We start from the raw sequence: 16,476 nt of genomic DNA, 5'->3' as shown, positions 1-16,476 counted from the left end.
ATCGATCTTTTAAGAAAATTTTATGGAAACCACGAAAAATCTAACTGCCCCTATGACCAATGGATTCGACCCTCGCATTGCATTTCCTGAAATATACTTAGAGATCGCCGATTTGATCATTGGCGCAGGCTTTGAAGAGATCATCGGACGAACAGCATCCTTTCTTCTCCTAGCTGCACAGGATGGCGAGGGTAAAAAACTATTCCGAAATGTTACGATCGTGCTTCCGCCCAAACTTGCAACCGATGCAGACGCAGCGAGTATTTTTTTAGCTCTCAACAAAGGAGCTAAATTTATCAGAGGCAACGAATTCGACGATCAAGAAATATTAAATCTCAAGAGCAGAATTCGGATCGAGCATTGCAGGTCACTCGCAACTGAGGATGCAATAGAGCTGATAAAATCTGAAGTGAAAGAACGACATATTGTTGCCATAGTGGATGCGTCAAAATACCGATCTACTCGTGCAAATATTTCTCCAATTTCTGGAATCACCGCAACGCGCGCTGAGGAAGACATGTGGTGTCCGCATGTTGCTGTCCTAGCGGAGGAGGTAATCTCTGTCCTCATCGGCAATGAGTCGTACGCAATCTTACAAGTCAATGAACTACCTCCCACTCGGCCCGTAAACGAGGAATTGCTGAATGCTGTTTCACACTGCTACCCGATATATATACAAAGTGGAATAGTTGAAGAGTGGAAGGTCGTGTCAGAGGCCGAGCGTTGGATCGGATTGGCGCTTACCGGGAAAATAGAAGAAGTGCGCGCTGAAATTGAAAAACTTAAAATTGATCAACATCAACGCATTCATTTGCTCGCACAAGTGTATTCAAGAGCCGGATGCTTTGATCAGTTACTGGAGCAAATAGATGAACTGATCCGCATCGGCTTAAAGGGTATGGAAAGTTCCCAGCGCATTCAATTAGCTTCAATGGTGATGAAGGCGGGAGGAAAATCCCAAGCAACTGATCTAATTAGAGAAGCAATCATTGGAGCCAAAGACGAGCACTGGATTGAACAGGCTTTAGAGGTAGCTCTCGAACTACAAGATGATGTTTTAATTGCTGAGGCCGATCAGCAACTGGCATCAGTCCTCCCCAACTCTGTATTCTTGCGAGAGACCCGGGATCGTCGCTTAATTCTGAATTGTATAAACACGGGCACGGATCAGAAATTATTCCCTAGCATCGGATGGGCTCCGCAACACCAAATAATTTTCGAATGGCTGTCTGTCAATGCCGACAGCTATGACGAGCTATTTCTAAAAATAAAAGGGGAAGATCCCAGCTGGGAAGAATTAGCTCGCGTCTGCAGTGCGCTGCACGCACATAAGCAGGGAAACGATTTTTTAGCTATTGAACTTGCTCAGTCTGTTATCCAGTCGCCACAATATGACCGTCAAGCAGCACAAGTGCTCCTCCAGGCAGTGCAAAAACTTATGCTAAAACAATCGATTGCTCCGTCAGATTCAGACTTTTATCGCGCTCCACTTGCTACAGTCGTCGATTACCTTTCAAAAGCACCTCATGACACGTCAGTTCGTAGTCGCCTAGCCCGCCTATTTTCCATAGAGGCATGTGGTCTGATCGGACTTCCGATAATTTCCGCACTTACTCTAGCAAAGGCGAACTCGGAATTAGGCCGCCTGCAAAATCGCATCTCTGAAGAAAAAAAAGAAACGTCACAACAGCTTATTTTTCAGAAAGAAACCTCATCATCTAATAGTGCAGGTTTGGACAAAGAATTTACAGATTTCTTCAGGAACGCACTTCAATGGATGAGCGAAAAAGGCGCTGCGGAATATGGTGTTACCCGCCTTCCGATTGGGCTGGTTCCAAGCAATGTAGACGCCACAGTTAGACGTTTGATCAACATACTCGGGATTATGGCAGCGAAGCACGGCGCCGAGCTCGACATAGAGACAATGGAAAAAGTCGTCGCAGTAATTTGTTCAATCACGCACTACGCCGACGAGACAAAAAACGAAGACCTGAGCGCGCTAAGAATACTTGCAGATCGGCTGGCTGATTCCTCGCAATATCAAGATGCTCGTAATATTGCTGAGCAACTTCTTAGACTGTGTCGAAATGACACTGTCAGGTGTCGCCTTGTCTGGAACGCGTACGGGGATATCTATCATAGATGCAATAACCATGTGGAAGCTCTACTCGGTATCGCATGCGCGATGGCGAGTAGCGTCGACGTAGACGGTGAAGTACTCTGGCAAGAGGTTTATGCGTTAGTCCGGGTATTGCGCGATTTACACTTTTTTGAGCTAGCCAAGGAATATCTCCCATTGCTAGCACGACTTCTTGAACAGCTTGGGGTCGACCCACATACTGACATTCGCCTATCATCGTTGGACATAAGCATTCGCTTAATGGACACGGACTCTAAAGATTCTGAAGGGATTGCAAGACTAGTAGCTGATGCAAGTAAAAATTGTGCCGCATTGTTAGGTCGCAGGGACAATCTCCTTCCCGCTGCACTACTACTTGCTCAAGCTATTGGTAGATCTCACAGCGCTGCTGTTCCCGTTGATGAAAAACACAATCAGGTATTTAAAGAAACCGTTGCTAAGCTGGATGAAAGTGCAGCAAACTTCGTCTCAACTTTTTCAAGTTTCACACCTGATGTGAAGAGCACGCTTGCTTTATTTAATGACGTACAAAAAGCAATGTATGCCGCTGATACCCCAAGCGACTATGCAAAAGTTACTATTGTTGCGCGTAGACTGCTCGGTCGTCGACGCAACGGACTGAGTACTGACCCGAAAATTGTATTCCTTGCTACCGAACTATTGGCAGAACAAGCGATCGAAATGCCAGCTGGAATTCCACATAAAACGCTGTCAGCGGAGTGGCCAACTCAATTTTGCAGCAGCCTGGCGAAAGAAAATATCAGCATAATCAGTGCCGCTCTCAGTGACGATGGCGAGATTTTACTCGGGGAAGTGGACTCTCATGGCGAAAGACTCATTCCCCAACCAATTCACGCAAATTCCTTTCGACAACGCTTGTCAAATTGGCTCCAGAAGCACCCGCGACGTTACGGAGACGCAAATGTTAATGCTCTCGAGATCGAACGGTCTATCGAACCGCTTGAGTTGAAAATTCCTGCCCCCACCAGATTGCTCATTGTTGCAGAACCTGCCCTGCAACAAATTACGTGGAACTTGGCATTGGTACAGTCAGCAGACGGATTTCCATACTTTTTGGGAACATCCACGGCAATTGGAACTGTGCCGTCATTATCGTGGCTATCTGCCATCAGAAGTGCCCCTCGAACTGCAAGTGAAAAGTATGTTGCCTGGATCTCAGCGGACGATTTGGCGGGAGAGATTTCACCATTGAACATCGCGTTCGACAACCTTCAAGAGACATTCAAGAAATACCAATTCGAAATCGATTCAAGCGGCACTATTCCGGCAGCAGCATCCAACGCCGCAATTGCAGTTGTCGTCGCTCACGGAGGCTTGGCTTATGACCAAAAATTTATTCACTCTATTCGAGACGAAGGAAAACTGATATTGGCTCCTAGTGCGTTTGCTCGTTCTTTTGCCGGTACTGAAGTAGTCATTCTATTCGTCTGCAGCGGTGGCCGTATGGACAAGCACCCCCATGAAAACACGACCGTCGGCATGCCAAAGCTTTTGCTTTCTTCCGGAGTTCGTGCCGTAGTGGCATCCCCATGGCCGCTAGATTCGCTGATGACATTCCGCTGGCTCGACCCATTCATGTCGTCCTGGGAGTCAGGAACAACGATTATCGACGCCGTCAAAACAGCGAATGATTGTGTTGCGTTTAAGATGGACAGGAATCCACAACATTGTCTAGCAATGACTGTGCATGGGGACGCGTTGCTCAGGAAGTCCGCAACGGCCACGACTTTAGAGCAAGGGCTCTGAGCGACAATGGCACCCAACCACTGGCAAATAAACACTCTTTTCTAGGGGGCAGCCTCATCGCGAACCTTTCGGCGCCGGGCCTTGAAGTACCGGACCGGCGTGTCAGTTCACAGCGAACGCTCTTGCTAGCTGATGGTGAAAAAATGATGGTGAAAAAATGTCAGGTTTCCTACGCGGCTAAAAAAAGTGTTCATGAACAGTTGTTTTGCCCATATCGCATTGTCTCGCTCGCAAAATATAGAACGTGAACAAATCAAGTCAACATTTATATTGAATCATCTCCTCGCGCCGCTGGTGTTCGAAGTCGACATCGATGTCGGGCGGCTCATCGCGCTCGCGCGAGATAAAGCGCTCGAAGAGGAGGGTGCCGCGCGAGGGATCGACTTCGGTGATGCCGAGGCAGTAGCACACCGCCGAGTTGGCTGCCGATCCGCGCCCCTGGCAGAGGATTTTTTGCGAGCGGGCGAAGCGCACGATGTCAAATACCGTCAAAAAATACGGTTCATACTGCATGTCGCCGATCAGTTCCAGCTCATATTCGAGCTGCGCCTGCACGTTGTCGGGAATAGCGTGCGGGTAGCGCCAGTGCGCGCCGATATACGCTTGCTCGCGCAGGTAGCTGGCCGGGGTCTGTCCCTCGGGCACAATCTCGCCTGGATATTCATAGCGCAGTTCATCAAGCGAGAAGGTGCAGCGCTGGGCCACGCGCAGGGTTTCATCCAGGGCCTCGCGCGGATACAGGTTGCCCAGCCGTAGGCGCGAGCGCAGATGCGCTTCGGCATTCGAGGCCAACTGATAGCCGCACTGCGCCACCGGCGTATTCAGTCGAATCGCGGTCATGGTGTCCTGGATGATTTTCATCGAGCGCAGGTGCATGACAACGTCGCCCGTGGCCACCACCGGCAGGCTGAATTCGGCGCCGATGGCTTCGACCATGGCACGGTGCCGGTCATCCTGGGCCCGGTGGTGCAACGTCAAGGCGACGCGCGCGCGGCCCGGTGCACTGCGCACCAGCCATTCGGCTTGCCGCTCGATCTCTTCATAGGGGGCGTTATATTTGGGGCACAGGATAAGCTGGCAGCCCGGCAGCCCTTTTAAATGGGCGAGAGGGGCGGTGGGGTTGGCGACGTCGCGTGGCCACACCAGGTAACTTCCCTTGTCGGCGCGCGTGCGCGCAGCAGTAATGAGTTCGCTCAGGTGGGTAATCCCCCCAGTTTTAGAGCGCGCTAAAAGTCGAGGTTAAGCGACCACGGCAAGCTTCTGTTTTGGCGTGATACCGTCAGGTGCCATGTTTGGCCGGTCGTGCCTGGAAGTCCACCGCCAGCGCGCAAAGATCCCCCGATCTGGCCGAGCGCACGAAACTGATGACGGGCTAGTTTATCGTAGCCAACTGTGCCGCTATCGCGCGAAAAAGCAGGCGCTCTGCTGCCCCGATCGGATAAAACATCCTTCGCCGGCGGTTGCGGCTAAGGAAGGTCTGCTTTTGCTAGCGCGCGGTAGAAGTCGCTGCAGGGGAGGGGAGATAGACAGGCCAGACCAGATCTCATCGCTGGATCAGGCAGCTACGAGATCGCACACCAGGCGTCTGCTAGGACGCCCAGGTCCTTAACACGATCCATATGTTTTTCATCTTCAAAGACTATGGATCAGAAAAGTCTAAGCTGCCCGTGGCGTTTTACCTCCAATGGCACCATCCGTTTCCGCAGCACATTCAGTCAATGACTATTGCCATGCAGGTGCAATCGAATGGGATATCTTGATCTTGCCCCCGTATAACCAGACATAGCCAATCGTTTAGTTAGCGCCGCTTTCCTGAGCCCGGCGCGCCAGCTCCCTCCTGAACATGTGAATCGCCACGAGTTCGCTAGACGCTCAAAATACTGCTTTTCGCAATTGAGCGGGCTGGACGGCTCATGATGACCAGTCCACCGCCAGCGCACAAAGTCCCCGATCTGGCCGAGCGCACGAATCAGATGACGGGCTAGTTTATCGTAGCCAACAGTGCCGCTATCGCGCACAAAAGCAGGCGCTTTGCTGCTGCCTCGATCGGATAAACCATCCTTCGCCGGCCTGCTTTTGCTAGCGCTCGGCAAGAGTCTCTGCAGGGCAGGGGAGGTAGACCCGGACCCGATCTTGTCGTTCAATCAGGCAGCTACGCGAACGTGCACCAAGTGCTTGGCAGGACGCCCATGCCCTAACACGATCCATCGGTTTTTCATCTTTCAAGAACCATGGATCGGGAGAGCCTAAGCTACTGATGACGATTCAGTCCAAAAATGCCCGGTTCGCTCAGTAGTGAGGCGCCTCGCGGCCGGAGACGCCATGCGGTGTCTACATCGGCACAGTCTTTCAGAGGCGGTACAGACTGCCGGAGCCAACGCTGTCCACCGGCGTGCCGTCCGTGCAGCCGGCCATCGGCAAACCCTGTGCCCATCCTGCTGCCAAGGCATACACGTCACGCAAGGGATCGGACGCCTTGGCGCGTTCATTGCGAATGCGGCAGGTTTCAGGATCAGTGGCAAACAGGCCGCTCGCGAAAACGCGACCCTGCTCGGCCAGCTTCGCGGTCTTCGGCCCGCGGATCTGCGCGAAGTGCAGCAAGGCTTCATCGAGGCAGCCGTCGGTCCCAACCAGACACCGAGCCAGATGCCAGGCGTCTTCCAGCGCCTGACAAGCGCCCTGGCCAGATGTCGGCAACGGCGCATGCGCCGCATCCCCCACGAGCAGCACATTAGCCCGGCTCCACGTGTGCAGCGGCTCCAGGTCGTGCACGGCAATCAGTCGGATCGCATGCGCCGGTGTCGCCTGGATGATGCGGGTGACAGGCTCGGGCCATCCCGCGAACAGATCCTCAATCTCCTTCCGCATATCCGCTGCGGGCGCGGCCCCCGGCAATGGCCGTGCCTGCGCGGCCGCCCAGTAGACCAAATCCGGCCGGACTGCCACGCAACCGAAACGATCACCCGAACCCCAATAATCCTGAATCGCGATATCGCGCACCAATGCACTCTCCGCCTGCGCCACACCCACCCAGTTCACGAAGCCCTGATAAACTGGGGTGTTGTCCCCCGCGACGAACGCGCGTGCAACCGAGTCCATGCGGCCATCGGCGCCGATCAGCAGATCCGGACGAATGCTTACCCCGTTTTCGAACCGCGCCACGGCTTCGCCGCCAGCATCGAGGTCGATCGCCACTGCCCGATGTCCGAATTCTACCGGGATCCCGGCCTGTGCCGCATGATCCAGCAGTACCGCCTGCAAGTCCCGGCGCAAAATCGTATGGGTCGGATGTCCCATAATCTGGTCTAGCAGCGCAATATCGATGCCCCCCAAAGAATTGCCTGCGGCATCCTGACGGTGCATTGCCACTGGCCGACCTGCCACTGCAGCTATGTCTTGCAGCAGCCCGAGTTCCTCTAGCACAAAGCCAGCGTTGGGCCAGAGCGTAACGCCAGCCCCCATCGTCGCAGGCCCCGTCCGGCGCTCATATACCCGGGGACTGTACCCCCGCTTGCTCAATGCAAGCGCCACGCTCAACCCTGCAATGCCGCCGCCAAGTATTCCGATTTCCATGCTAAAGCTCTCCTATTCAATCCGTCCCGATGCGCCGCCGACGGCGATCCATCGGACGAAACGGCATCTTAAATTCCGCCACTGTCGAGCGCTAGTATGTGAAAATGGGTAGCTTTCATACCTGAATCGGGATAATCATGCGCAATGCCCTCGACTTGAATACCGTCCGCGTCTACGTGGCGGTCGTCGATGAACAAAGCTTTGCCGGCGCGGCACGCCTGCTGACCCTGCCATCTTCTAACGTCAGCCGCCACGTCGCCTCGCTGGAACGCACGCTGGGCGTCCGCTTGCTGGAACGCAGCACCCGCCACCTGCGCATGACGGAAGCTGGCAGGCTACTCTACGAACGCGCCAAGCCCTTGCTCGACGCCTTACTCTCCACAGAGGAAGAGCTTGGCGCAGTGCAGGGTGAACTGCGCGGCACCCTAAGGATGTGCATGCCAGGCGAAGCGCCAAGGCTGCTTGCTCCTATCCTGGCCGAATTCTGCAGCCTCCATCCCGGCGTCGAGCTGGAATGCGATACGCGCCTGACCGGTCTCGAAGCTCTCCGAGAAGACATGGACCTGTCCATCGTCTTCCATCGTGGGCGCCAGGATGACAGTACCTTCATCACCCGCGAACTCGCTACGCTGCCCAGCATCGTGGTCGCGGCGCCCGCCCTGCTAGCCAAAACTGGAATACCGCGCCACGTGCACGAACTTAGGTCATTGCCTTGCATTACCACCTTGAGCGCGTTAAAGGGCCAGCCCTGGCAGTTTCTCGACGCCACAGGCGAAATCGTGAAGGTATCCGTGCGTAGCCGCTATCGTGTTAACAGCGGAGAACTGGCATTGGCGGGCGCGCGGCAAGGCATCGGCTTCGCGATAGTGGCGGCCTATCCATGCCAGGAAGATCTTGCCGCAGGCCGATTGCAGGAGGTGCCGCTGGACTTGATCCCTGCGCCGCTGCAATTGCTTGGCGTGTACAGCCATCGGCATTCCGTGACTGCGCGGGTTCGGGCTTTGCTGGAATTCATGCAGGTGCGGTTGGAAGGAGTCGGGAGCGGCTCAAGATGAAAATTGAATCGAGGAACGCGCCCGAATAGCGGAATGCCTGCTCCGGCGCTGCGAATTCAATCGAATAATGCAACACTTGAACTTAAAAGCATCGTTGCAGAGCGGAAATGATGCGGAAGAGAACTCGAATCGATTGCGCCGTGACAAGCGAAACCCGAGATTGACGTCGCAAGGCGTTCTGCCATCGGAACGTTAATGCAGTAACCCGCCGAAGCCCAAGCAACTGCTGCTGGAGCGCGGCAGTAGTCTCTGCATGGCAGGGGATGGACGTTTCAGACGCGATCTCGTCGTTGGATCAGGCAGCTACGAGATCGCACGCCAGGTGCCTGGCAGGACACCCAGGCCCAACACGATCCATCGGATTTTCATCTTTTAGAATGACGGATCAGGAGAGTCTAAGTTACTCGTGGCGATTCAACCAGGGTCCGAACACGATCAATTATGCAATGCTTCGTCGGCTCTTACGTTGTCTATCTTTTGCCACACTGCTGTCCAATTGCGGTGCTCAAGTCGCTGTGCAGGCTTGCACGGCGGTGGCGCGCGATCTGGCCGGGTTCATCTGGGCAATCGGCCAGCCCATGCCCCAGCAACGGCCAAGACATAAAACGGAGCCAGTCATGAACATACAGCGTCTCGGTAGAGGAAGGGGCAACGGTGGAAGAACCCTCGTCCGGGTTATGAGGCATCCAGTGATGGAATGAGCCTCGACACTAGAGTGAGGCATCCCCTTACTTATCATGTCCAGGAAGAGGTAGAAAAAACGCTCCAGAGCGTTGATCCGTTAGTGTGTTGGTGCCGGTACTGCTGTTAACCCGTCGGGCCATGTTCCAATCGGGCGGATCTACCGATTCTTATCCTGCGCTGGCCCGTGCTTTGATCAGACGTTCCAGTGCAGGTAACGCCGGACTGGCTAGCGTACGACTGACGTTGAAGCGCATCTTCGACGCTGCATGTCTTTCAGGCGAAAACAGGACGCCAGGCGCCAGCAGGTGACCCTGTTTCAACAGCTCGTCGGCCACCGGCATGGCGTCGAGATCGTGCGGCAGCGTCGCCCACACGTACATGCCCACGCTGGTATCGAGGTCCACGGTGCAGCCGAGCGCGCCCAGCGACTCGATGACCGGCTGCCGGCACTCGTCGAGCCGGCTGCGCAGCTGCGCGCAATGATGGCGGTAGGAGCCCTGTGACAGCAATTGGTAGATCACGCGCTCGCCGACCGACTGCGCCGCGATCTCGCTGACGGTCCGGTACACCTGCAGCCAATCCAGGATCTTCGCGTTTGCGCACATGTAACCGACTCGCAGACCAGGCGCGATCGTTTTCGAAAAACTGCCGATGTAGATGACGCGCTGCAGCTGATCCAGGCTCGCGAGCCGGGTCGCGGGGGTCGTGGCGCCGGGCGGCATTAGGTCGCTGTACGTGTCGTCCTCGACAATGATCAGGTCGAATTCTTCCGCCAGGCGCAGTATCTGGAAGGCCTTGTGCGGCGAGATGTGGCCGGACGTCGGGTTGTGCAGCACCGAATTGCAGAAGAAGAACCTCGGGCGATACTGCATGCAGTAGTCACGCAGGACATCGAGGTTCGGACCGTCGGCCTCGCGCGGTACCTTTAACATTTCCAGGCCGGAGGCCAACAGGCGGTCGCGCAGCAGGAAGGAACAAGGGTCTTCGACCAGCACATGCTCACCGGGTGTCCGCAGCCAGGCCAGGACGATCAGGTGCAGCGCATGCGTGGCCCCGGCCGTGACCATGATGCGTGCCACTGGCGCATCGATGTGCAGGTCGCGCAGCTTGGCCTGCAACTGTTGGCGCAACGGCAGATAGCCCAACGGGTCGCCGTAGCCCGTGAGGCTGCGCATGCTGCCCCGCGCCACGGAGCGCATGGCCTTGGCAAGGCCGGTCTCGTCCAGCCAGTCGGAGGGCAACAAGCCGAGGCCCGGCATGCTGGAGAGATTTCCGGCAGGCTGCACGAGCTGGAAACGCCACCAGGCAGGCAGCGTCGGCAGCGCGCCGATCTCGATGGGCACCTGCACCGGCCTGCGCTGCGCCCGAACGAAGAATCCCGACCCGGCGCGCGACTCTAGGTATCCGTGCGCGACCAGCTTGTCGTACGCGCGCGCGACTGTGTCCCTGCTCACTTCGCACTCGTCGGCCAGTTGGCGTACCGAGTGTATGCGTTTGGCCGGCGCGAGCCGGCCCAACTGGATCTCGGCAACGATGCGGTCAAAGATGCGGTCCACCAGCGACGTACGTTTGCCGCCTCCGGCCGCCGAGGTGAGCGCTTCCTTGTTGAACGTGATTGCAGGGCGATGAACGGGACGTCCGCGGGACATGAGGTCTCCTGGCAAGCGGCGCGAATTCCTACATGATGAATTCGTCAGTACGAAAAGGAGGATATGCGCCAATACTGTACTGTTGTTACAGGAGTATGACAGAATATATTGATGACACTAACTATCATTATAAAGGGTGTCCATCATGCATCGCAAGAATTCACGTTTAGCCTTACGCAAGCTGATTCTTCCCGGCGCGCTCGCCGGCATCTTCGCCTTGAGCGCGCCTTCCGGCGTCCATGCCCAGCAGGCTCCGGCCGCTGACAAAGGGGCTTCGTTGCATGACTACGACCTGAAAGCGGGTCTGCTAGTGCAGACGCTCGAAGCGATCGAAAACATCAGTGGCCGTCGCATCGATTTTGATCGCGCTGACCTGGCCAAGGGGCACGCCAAAGCGGTGAATGGCAACTTGAGCGCTGGTGCGGCCATCAGCCAGGCACTGGCGGGCACGCGCTACGTCCTGCAAGACGACGGCGTCGGTACCCTCTCCGTCACCTCGGGTGCGACGGTCGAAGTGGTGGCGCGGCGCGACCAGGCAGAGACGGAGTTCAAGGCTGACCGCTCGGATACCGCCACACGCGGCGGCACGAGCCTGCACATGGTGCCAGCCTCGGTCACCCTCATCACCAGCAAGGTGCTGGAATCGCAGCAGGCGACGGACCTGACCGAGGCGCTGCGCAACGTCAGCGGCATGAGCTTGGCCAAGACGCCGCAGAACAACACGACGTTCGGCGTGCGCGGCTTCGACGCGGGCTCGAACTCGAACGGCCTTACCGATAACAGCGCCGTTTACCGCAATGTGCTCGCCGTGGAGCGCGTCGAGGTGCTGAAGGGCCCGCAGGCGATCTTGTCCGGCGGCAATTCGCTGGGCGGCGCGGTGAACATCGTTGTCAAGAAGCCACAGACGAACGCGATCCGCGACCTGACCGTGCAATACGGGTCGTTCGGTGACAAGACGATCGGGGCTGACCTGTCGGGCAAAATCGGCGACGACGAACGACTATCGTACCGGACGGTCGGCAGCGTGCAGGACATGAGCCACAACCAGGCTGGCATGGATGGCAAGAAGAGCCGGTCGATCTTGCAGGCGCTGCGCTGGAAGGACGCGAAGACCGACTTCATCGCCAGTGCCGAATACTCGAACGACAAGAACCCGCTGGAGCGCTACACGTTCTCGCGCCGTGACGGCGTGATCCTGCCCGTGCCGACCCGGCTGCTGGGCAATCGCGCCGACGGCGTCGACGTCAAGGTGCGGCGTTTCGGTTACCAGTTGGAACACAAGTTCAGCGACGACTTCGTGCTGGTCAGCCGCCTGCAGGACACTCACCAGGATTTCGACCTGCACATCTCCTCGCCGAATGGTCTGACGTACGCGAGTGGTGCCGCGTCGGATTCGCCGAAACCCGAGATGCTGTTCTTCGCGTCGCGCGTTCTTCGGCCAGAGGACACACTCAGTGGCGACCACTACATGCGGCTCAACTTTGCGACGGGCGAGGTGCGCCACAAGCTCTCGGTCGGATTCAACCATACGAACGACGACCAGCGCCAGACGCAGTATTCCGGCGATTTCGTGCGCGTCCCGGTGTATTCGTCGACGCCGTACAACTTCCAGGATCTGCGCGAGCGCGCTACCACGCTGTCCTTGACCAGCGCATTGGGCCAGCGTCAGCGCGGCATCTACGCGCAGGACATGATGACTTACGAAAAGTGGAACCTGCTGCTCAACTGGCGGCGTACTAGCTACAGCACACCTGCGATCACGAGCACCTACTACGGCACGCCGGAAAATTTCGTGTTCCAGGATGCTGCCATGAAGATATATCACACGTCCCCAGGCGCCGGCCTGGTGTACCAGCTCAACGACGAGACGTCGCTGTACGCCAGTTACTCAGAGGGCTTCCAGCCGAATACGTCCTTGGCGTGCGGCGGCGGCTTTGTGCAGCCCATGCAGACTCACAACCGCGAAATCGGCGCCAAGTTTGACCTGTTCGACAGCAAATTCACCCTCACGACGAGCGCATTCTCGATGCAGCAATCGAACTCGCTGGTCTACGACCGCGTCAATGATTGTTACAACTCGCGACAGGCGCAGCGCACCCAAGGCGCCGAAATCGATGCGCAAGGCCGCCTGCTGCCGGGACTGGAAGCGATTTTCAACTACACCTACACGCAGGTCAAGAACGTGAGCGACGCCACGGTGCAGTTCGCCGGGCAGCCGAAGCACAGGGCAAACCTGTGGGCCGTGTACAAATTCCAGCGGGCCGAACTGAAGGGCCTCGGCGTCGGCGTGGGGATCTCGGGGAAGAGCAGCAGCCTCGGATCGCTGTTCGAGCCGTTCACCCTGCCAGGAGGGGCCCAGGTAGATGCCAGCGTTTACTATACGACTGGGCCCTGGAGCGCGACGGTGGGTGTGAAGAACGTGTTCAACCGCCTGCTGTACGACACCACGACCACCGGCTCATACATCCCGGTCGTCACCAGCCGTGTGTACGCACTGACGGTCAAGCGCAGCTTCAAGTAACAACAGGGCACGAACGATGCATAAAACGCTGCAAGCACCACTCCGGCCCAGTCTTACCACCCTGGCGTTCAGCTACTGGCGACAGACGGGAAGCTGGAAAGTCTACACCATGCTCGCTGTCATGCTGGCCAGCATCTTCGGTAGCGCGTCGTTGTACATCTGGGCCAACCAGTTGACGGGCGAGGTGACGGACGCCCTGCTGACCATGAAATGGAACAATATCTGGCCGGTGCTGGCGGCGGCCGTCGTCGCCGGACTCTGCATCGCTGCGGTGGCGGTCGTCAGCTTGGCGGTACAGAATTTCCTTGAGCTCCGCTGGCGCACGTGGATGACCGAGAAATTCCAGCGAGAATGGCTGGCGGCGCATGCCTTCTACGACATCGAACAGGAAGGCATGCTGTCCAACGCCGACCAGCGAATCGCGGAAGATGTGCGCTTGTTTACGACGCTATCCCTCACCCTGTTCTTCAATTTCCTGAACATGGTCGTCAGCATGGTCAGCTATACCGCGCTGCTGTGGGGCATGTCGCGCGTGGTGCGGTTCGATATCTCTGGCACGACGTTCGCCATTCCCGGCACGCTGGTCTTCATCGCCTATGCCTACAACATCGGCAGCCTGACTCTGACGCACTGGGTCGGCAAGCGCCTCGTCGGCTTGAACATGGAAAAGCAGACCGTGGAAGCGGACTTCCGATTCGGCGCCATGCAGATCCGGGAAAACGCGGAGCAGATCGCCTTCTACGGCGGCGCCGAAACGGAGCGGCGCCGCCTGACCGGGCTTTTCGCCCGGGTTCGGCACAATACGACCGCGCTGATCGTCCGGCGTACCAAGGTCATGCTGACCTCGTCCGCGTACATGAGCCTGTTTACCGGCCTGCCGACCATCGCCGCGCTGCCGCTGTACCTGACCGGCCAGATCACGCTGGGCGGCGTGGTCAGCGTCGCCGGCGCGTTCGGCATGCTCAGCAATACGCTGAGCTTTTTCAGCCAGTCGTACCAGCCGGCCACCGAATGGATCGCCCTCGCTAACCGCCTGCGCGACCTGGAGTGGGCCATCCACAAGGCGCGCCTGCGCATGAGCGGCTTCACGTTGACGCACCAGCCGGTGCCAGTTTTGGCTACCGGCCCGCTGACGCTGCTCGATCCGATGCGGCGCACGCTGACGCGCCTTGGCCCGCTGCACATCGCGCCGGGCGAGCGCTGGATTGTGCGCGGCCCGTCCGGCGTCGGCAAGAGTACCTTGTTGCGCGTGCTCGCGGGCCTGTGGCCGTACGGTGACGGCGACGTGAAGTTCCCCGAAGGTGCGGCGGTGATGTTCGTTCCGCAGCGCAGCTACCTGCCAACGGGGCCGTTCAAGCAGGCGCTGTGCTATCCGCGTGTGGCCGAGGATTTCGACGACGATAGCTGCCACCGGGTACTTGCGCAATGCGGGCTCGACCAGCGGATCAAGGACCTGGCCGCCTACGACAACTGGCAGCATCAGCTGTCGGGCGGCGAGCAGCAACGGGTTGCGTTTGCGCGTGTCCTGCTGCATGTGCCGGATTTCGTCTTCCTCGACGAGGCGACCAGCGCGCTCGATCCCGAGTTGGAAACCCGTCTCTACACGGCCCTCGTCGAGTCGCTGCCGCATGCGGCGATCGTCAGCGTCGCGCACCGGCAGGATCTGGCCCGTTTCCACGACCATGTACTCGACATTGGCCCTGTAAGCGACGCCTCACCTAACCCCGACGGAACCCATAACTGTACTGAAACTACCTGCGGTACCGTCTGACAAAAATTGCCTATTGCTCCTGGATACATTCCGTGGCGTGACTGTTAATCTGGGCGTGCTGGCTTCTCGCAATCTGAATAGGAAACAAATATGACTTCGACCATCCTGAATACAACCGACGCGTCCTTCGAGACCGACGTCCTGAAGGTCCCTGGCCTCGTCCTGGTCGACTTCTGGGCCGATTGGTGCGGCCCATGCAAGGCGCTCGCCCCCATCCTTGCCGACCTCGCCGACGAATATCCTGAAGTGCGCGTCGTCAAGGTCAATGCGGACGAGAACCGGCAAGTCGGCGAACAGCTGGCCATTCGCGGCCTGCCGTCGCTGCTGCTGTTCTCGAACGGCGTGGAATGCGCCCGCCTGCTCGGCACCCAATCCAAAACACGGCTCGCGGCCCTGCTCGACGAGAAACTGGAGGCCTGAATGAGTCTGAACGCCTATCAATCCAATCCGGCGCTGCGCGACGCTGCCATCGAACGTCTGCGCCGGAATGCCGCATCCCAGGGCCTGGCCCCGGGACCGCTCAAGTGGGACGGCACCAAGGGCAGCTTGGTCGGCTGCATCCTTGAAAGCGACGATCTGACTCAATGGGAGCACACGCTCGGCCTGCCGCAATGGCTGGCAACGACCGCCGACGGCGTCGCCGCCGCCCAGGAATCTGTCGACGCTGCACTGGCGTTCGGTATCGACCTGCTGAGCGCCGTCCGTCCCGGGGTGGACGTGTCGCGAGTGGGCAGCGCCGTGGTCATGAGTGTCCTGGCCGATGCCGATGAATTCATCGGCAAGATGACGGACATTCCGGCCGAACTGAAACACCTTTCCGAACAGGTGCAGGATCTGCAACGCAGGGTGCTGGAAGGCGAACGCCCGGCACCGGCCGAATGGCGTCTCGTGCGCTGCGCCGCAACGGCGTTGACCGATACGGTTGAGCCGGAATTGCTGAAAAGCCTAGCGACATGCGTCGAGACTGCTGCTTGGGATCCGACGACGTCGAAGGCGGTCGTGTTCGACACCCTGCGCGTCTACAGCAAGGCCGCCGGTCACAAGGCTGATATGGAATCCGGCTTCACGGTCGAGCACGACAACGATATCCGCGCCCATCTCAAACTGATGTGGGACACGCACCTGGCTGCCAAGCCCGAGTTGCAGGAACAGGGTATCACCGTGTTCTCGCTACTCGAAGAGCACCATCCGGACGTCGCGGCCAAGGTCAAATGGAAAACGCAACTTGACCGTGACGCTTACGCCTACGCAAATCGCCGTGCCGCCGATGTCCTGATCGCACAACTGAAACGCACCTGAGCACCTACTTCACCATC

Annotated in this window: 8 protein-coding genes and 1 pseudogene; 6 read left to right on the top strand and 3 right to left on the bottom strand. The window is 57.7% G+C overall.

Annotated features, from left to right (window positions below):
* Positions 1 to 22: 22 nt before the first annotated feature.
* Positions 23 to 3,907, top strand: a complete 3,885-nt coding sequence (locus tag CLU91_RS26980) for a CHAT domain-containing protein (RefSeq protein ID WP_100877004.1) — start codon at positions 23 to 25, stop codon at positions 3,905 to 3,907.
* Positions 3,908 to 4,174: 267 nt separating this feature from the next.
* Here the strand turns inward: CLU91_RS26980 and CLU91_RS26975 are convergent.
* Positions 4,175 to 5,140 (bottom strand): annotated as a pseudogene (locus tag CLU91_RS26975) (error-prone DNA polymerase); the annotation flags it as partial.
* A gap of 1,116 nt (positions 5,141 to 6,256) precedes the next feature.
* On the bottom strand, positions 6,257 to 7,480 hold the full coding sequence (locus CLU91_RS26970; RefSeq protein WP_100877002.1) for an FAD-dependent monooxygenase: 1,224 nt from the start codon (positions 7,478 to 7,480) through the stop codon (positions 6,257 to 6,259).
* A gap of 137 nt (positions 7,481 to 7,617) precedes the next feature.
* On the opposite strand from CLU91_RS26970, the gene CLU91_RS26965 reads away from it, so the two are divergent.
* Positions 7,618 to 8,535 carry a LysR family transcriptional regulator gene (locus tag CLU91_RS26965; protein WP_100877001.1) on the top strand — a complete coding sequence of 306 codons (918 nt, stop codon included), beginning with the start codon at positions 7,618 to 7,620 and terminating at the stop codon, positions 8,533 to 8,535.
* An 851-nt stretch (positions 8,536 to 9,386) separates the two neighbouring features.
* On the opposite strand, the gene CLU91_RS26960 is transcribed toward CLU91_RS26965, so the two are convergent.
* Complete coding sequence (locus tag CLU91_RS26960; protein WP_092715393.1) at positions 9,387 to 10,868, bottom strand: aminotransferase-like domain-containing protein; 1,482 nt, start codon at positions 10,866 to 10,868, stop codon at positions 9,387 to 9,389.
* Positions 10,869 to 11,013: 145 nt separating this feature from the next.
* Between CLU91_RS26960 and CLU91_RS26955 the strand changes: the two genes are divergently transcribed.
* The 4 genes from CLU91_RS26955 (at position 11,014) to CLU91_RS26940 (ending at position 16,459) form a co-directional block, all read left to right on the top strand.
* Entirely contained in the window at positions 11,014 to 13,389 is a 2,376-nt protein-coding gene (locus tag CLU91_RS26955; RefSeq protein ID WP_100877000.1) for a TonB-dependent siderophore receptor, read from the top strand.
* Positions 13,390 to 13,405: 16 nt separating this feature from the next.
* On the top strand, positions 13,406 to 15,160 hold the full coding sequence (locus CLU91_RS26950) for an ABC transporter ATP-binding protein/permease (RefSeq protein ID WP_092715389.1): 1,755 nt from the start codon (positions 13,406 to 13,408) through the stop codon (positions 15,158 to 15,160).
* A gap of 90 nt (positions 15,161 to 15,250) precedes the next feature.
* Positions 15,251 to 15,580, top strand: a complete 330-nt coding sequence (gene trxA / locus CLU91_RS26945) for a thioredoxin (protein ID WP_092715386.1) — start codon at positions 15,251 to 15,253, stop codon at positions 15,578 to 15,580.
* Entirely contained in the window at positions 15,581 to 16,459 is an 879-nt protein-coding gene (locus CLU91_RS26940) for a hypothetical protein (RefSeq protein WP_092715384.1), read from the top strand.
* The last annotated feature ends 17 nt before the right edge of the window (positions 16,460 to 16,476 follow it).

Origin of the sequence: Janthinobacterium sp. 64, assembly GCF_002813325.1 — a bacterium.
Lineage (GTDB): Bacteria > Pseudomonadota > Gammaproteobacteria > Burkholderiales > Burkholderiaceae_D > Janthinobacterium.
Note: the sequence above shows the minus strand (reverse complement) of the source record. Positions and strands in the feature narration are given on the sequence as shown.

Coding starts and splice junctions, on each gene's coding strand:
- trxA (WP_092715386.1), top strand. CDS start 15,251: ATGACTTCGACCATCCTGAATACAACCGACGCGTCCTTCGAGACCGAC.
- CLU91_RS26940 (WP_092715384.1), top strand. CDS start 15,581: ATGAGTCTGAACGCCTATCAATCCAATCCGGCGCTGCGCGACGCTGCC.
- CLU91_RS26965 (WP_100877001.1), top strand. CDS start 7,618: ATGCGCAATGCCCTCGACTTGAATACCGTCCGCGTCTACGTGGCGGTC.
- CLU91_RS26970 (WP_100877002.1), bottom strand. CDS start 7,480: ATGGAAATCGGAATACTTGGCGGCGGCATTGCAGGGTTGAGCGTGGCG.
- CLU91_RS26960 (WP_092715393.1), bottom strand. CDS start 10,868: ATGTCCCGCGGACGTCCCGTTCATCGCCCTGCAATCACGTTCAACAAG.
- CLU91_RS26980 (WP_100877004.1), top strand. CDS start 23: ATGGAAACCACGAAAAATCTAACTGCCCCTATGACCAATGGATTCGAC.
- CLU91_RS26950 (WP_092715389.1), top strand. CDS start 13,406: ATGCATAAAACGCTGCAAGCACCACTCCGGCCCAGTCTTACCACCCTG.
- CLU91_RS26955 (WP_100877000.1), top strand. CDS start 11,014: ATGCATCGCAAGAATTCACGTTTAGCCTTACGCAAGCTGATTCTTCCC.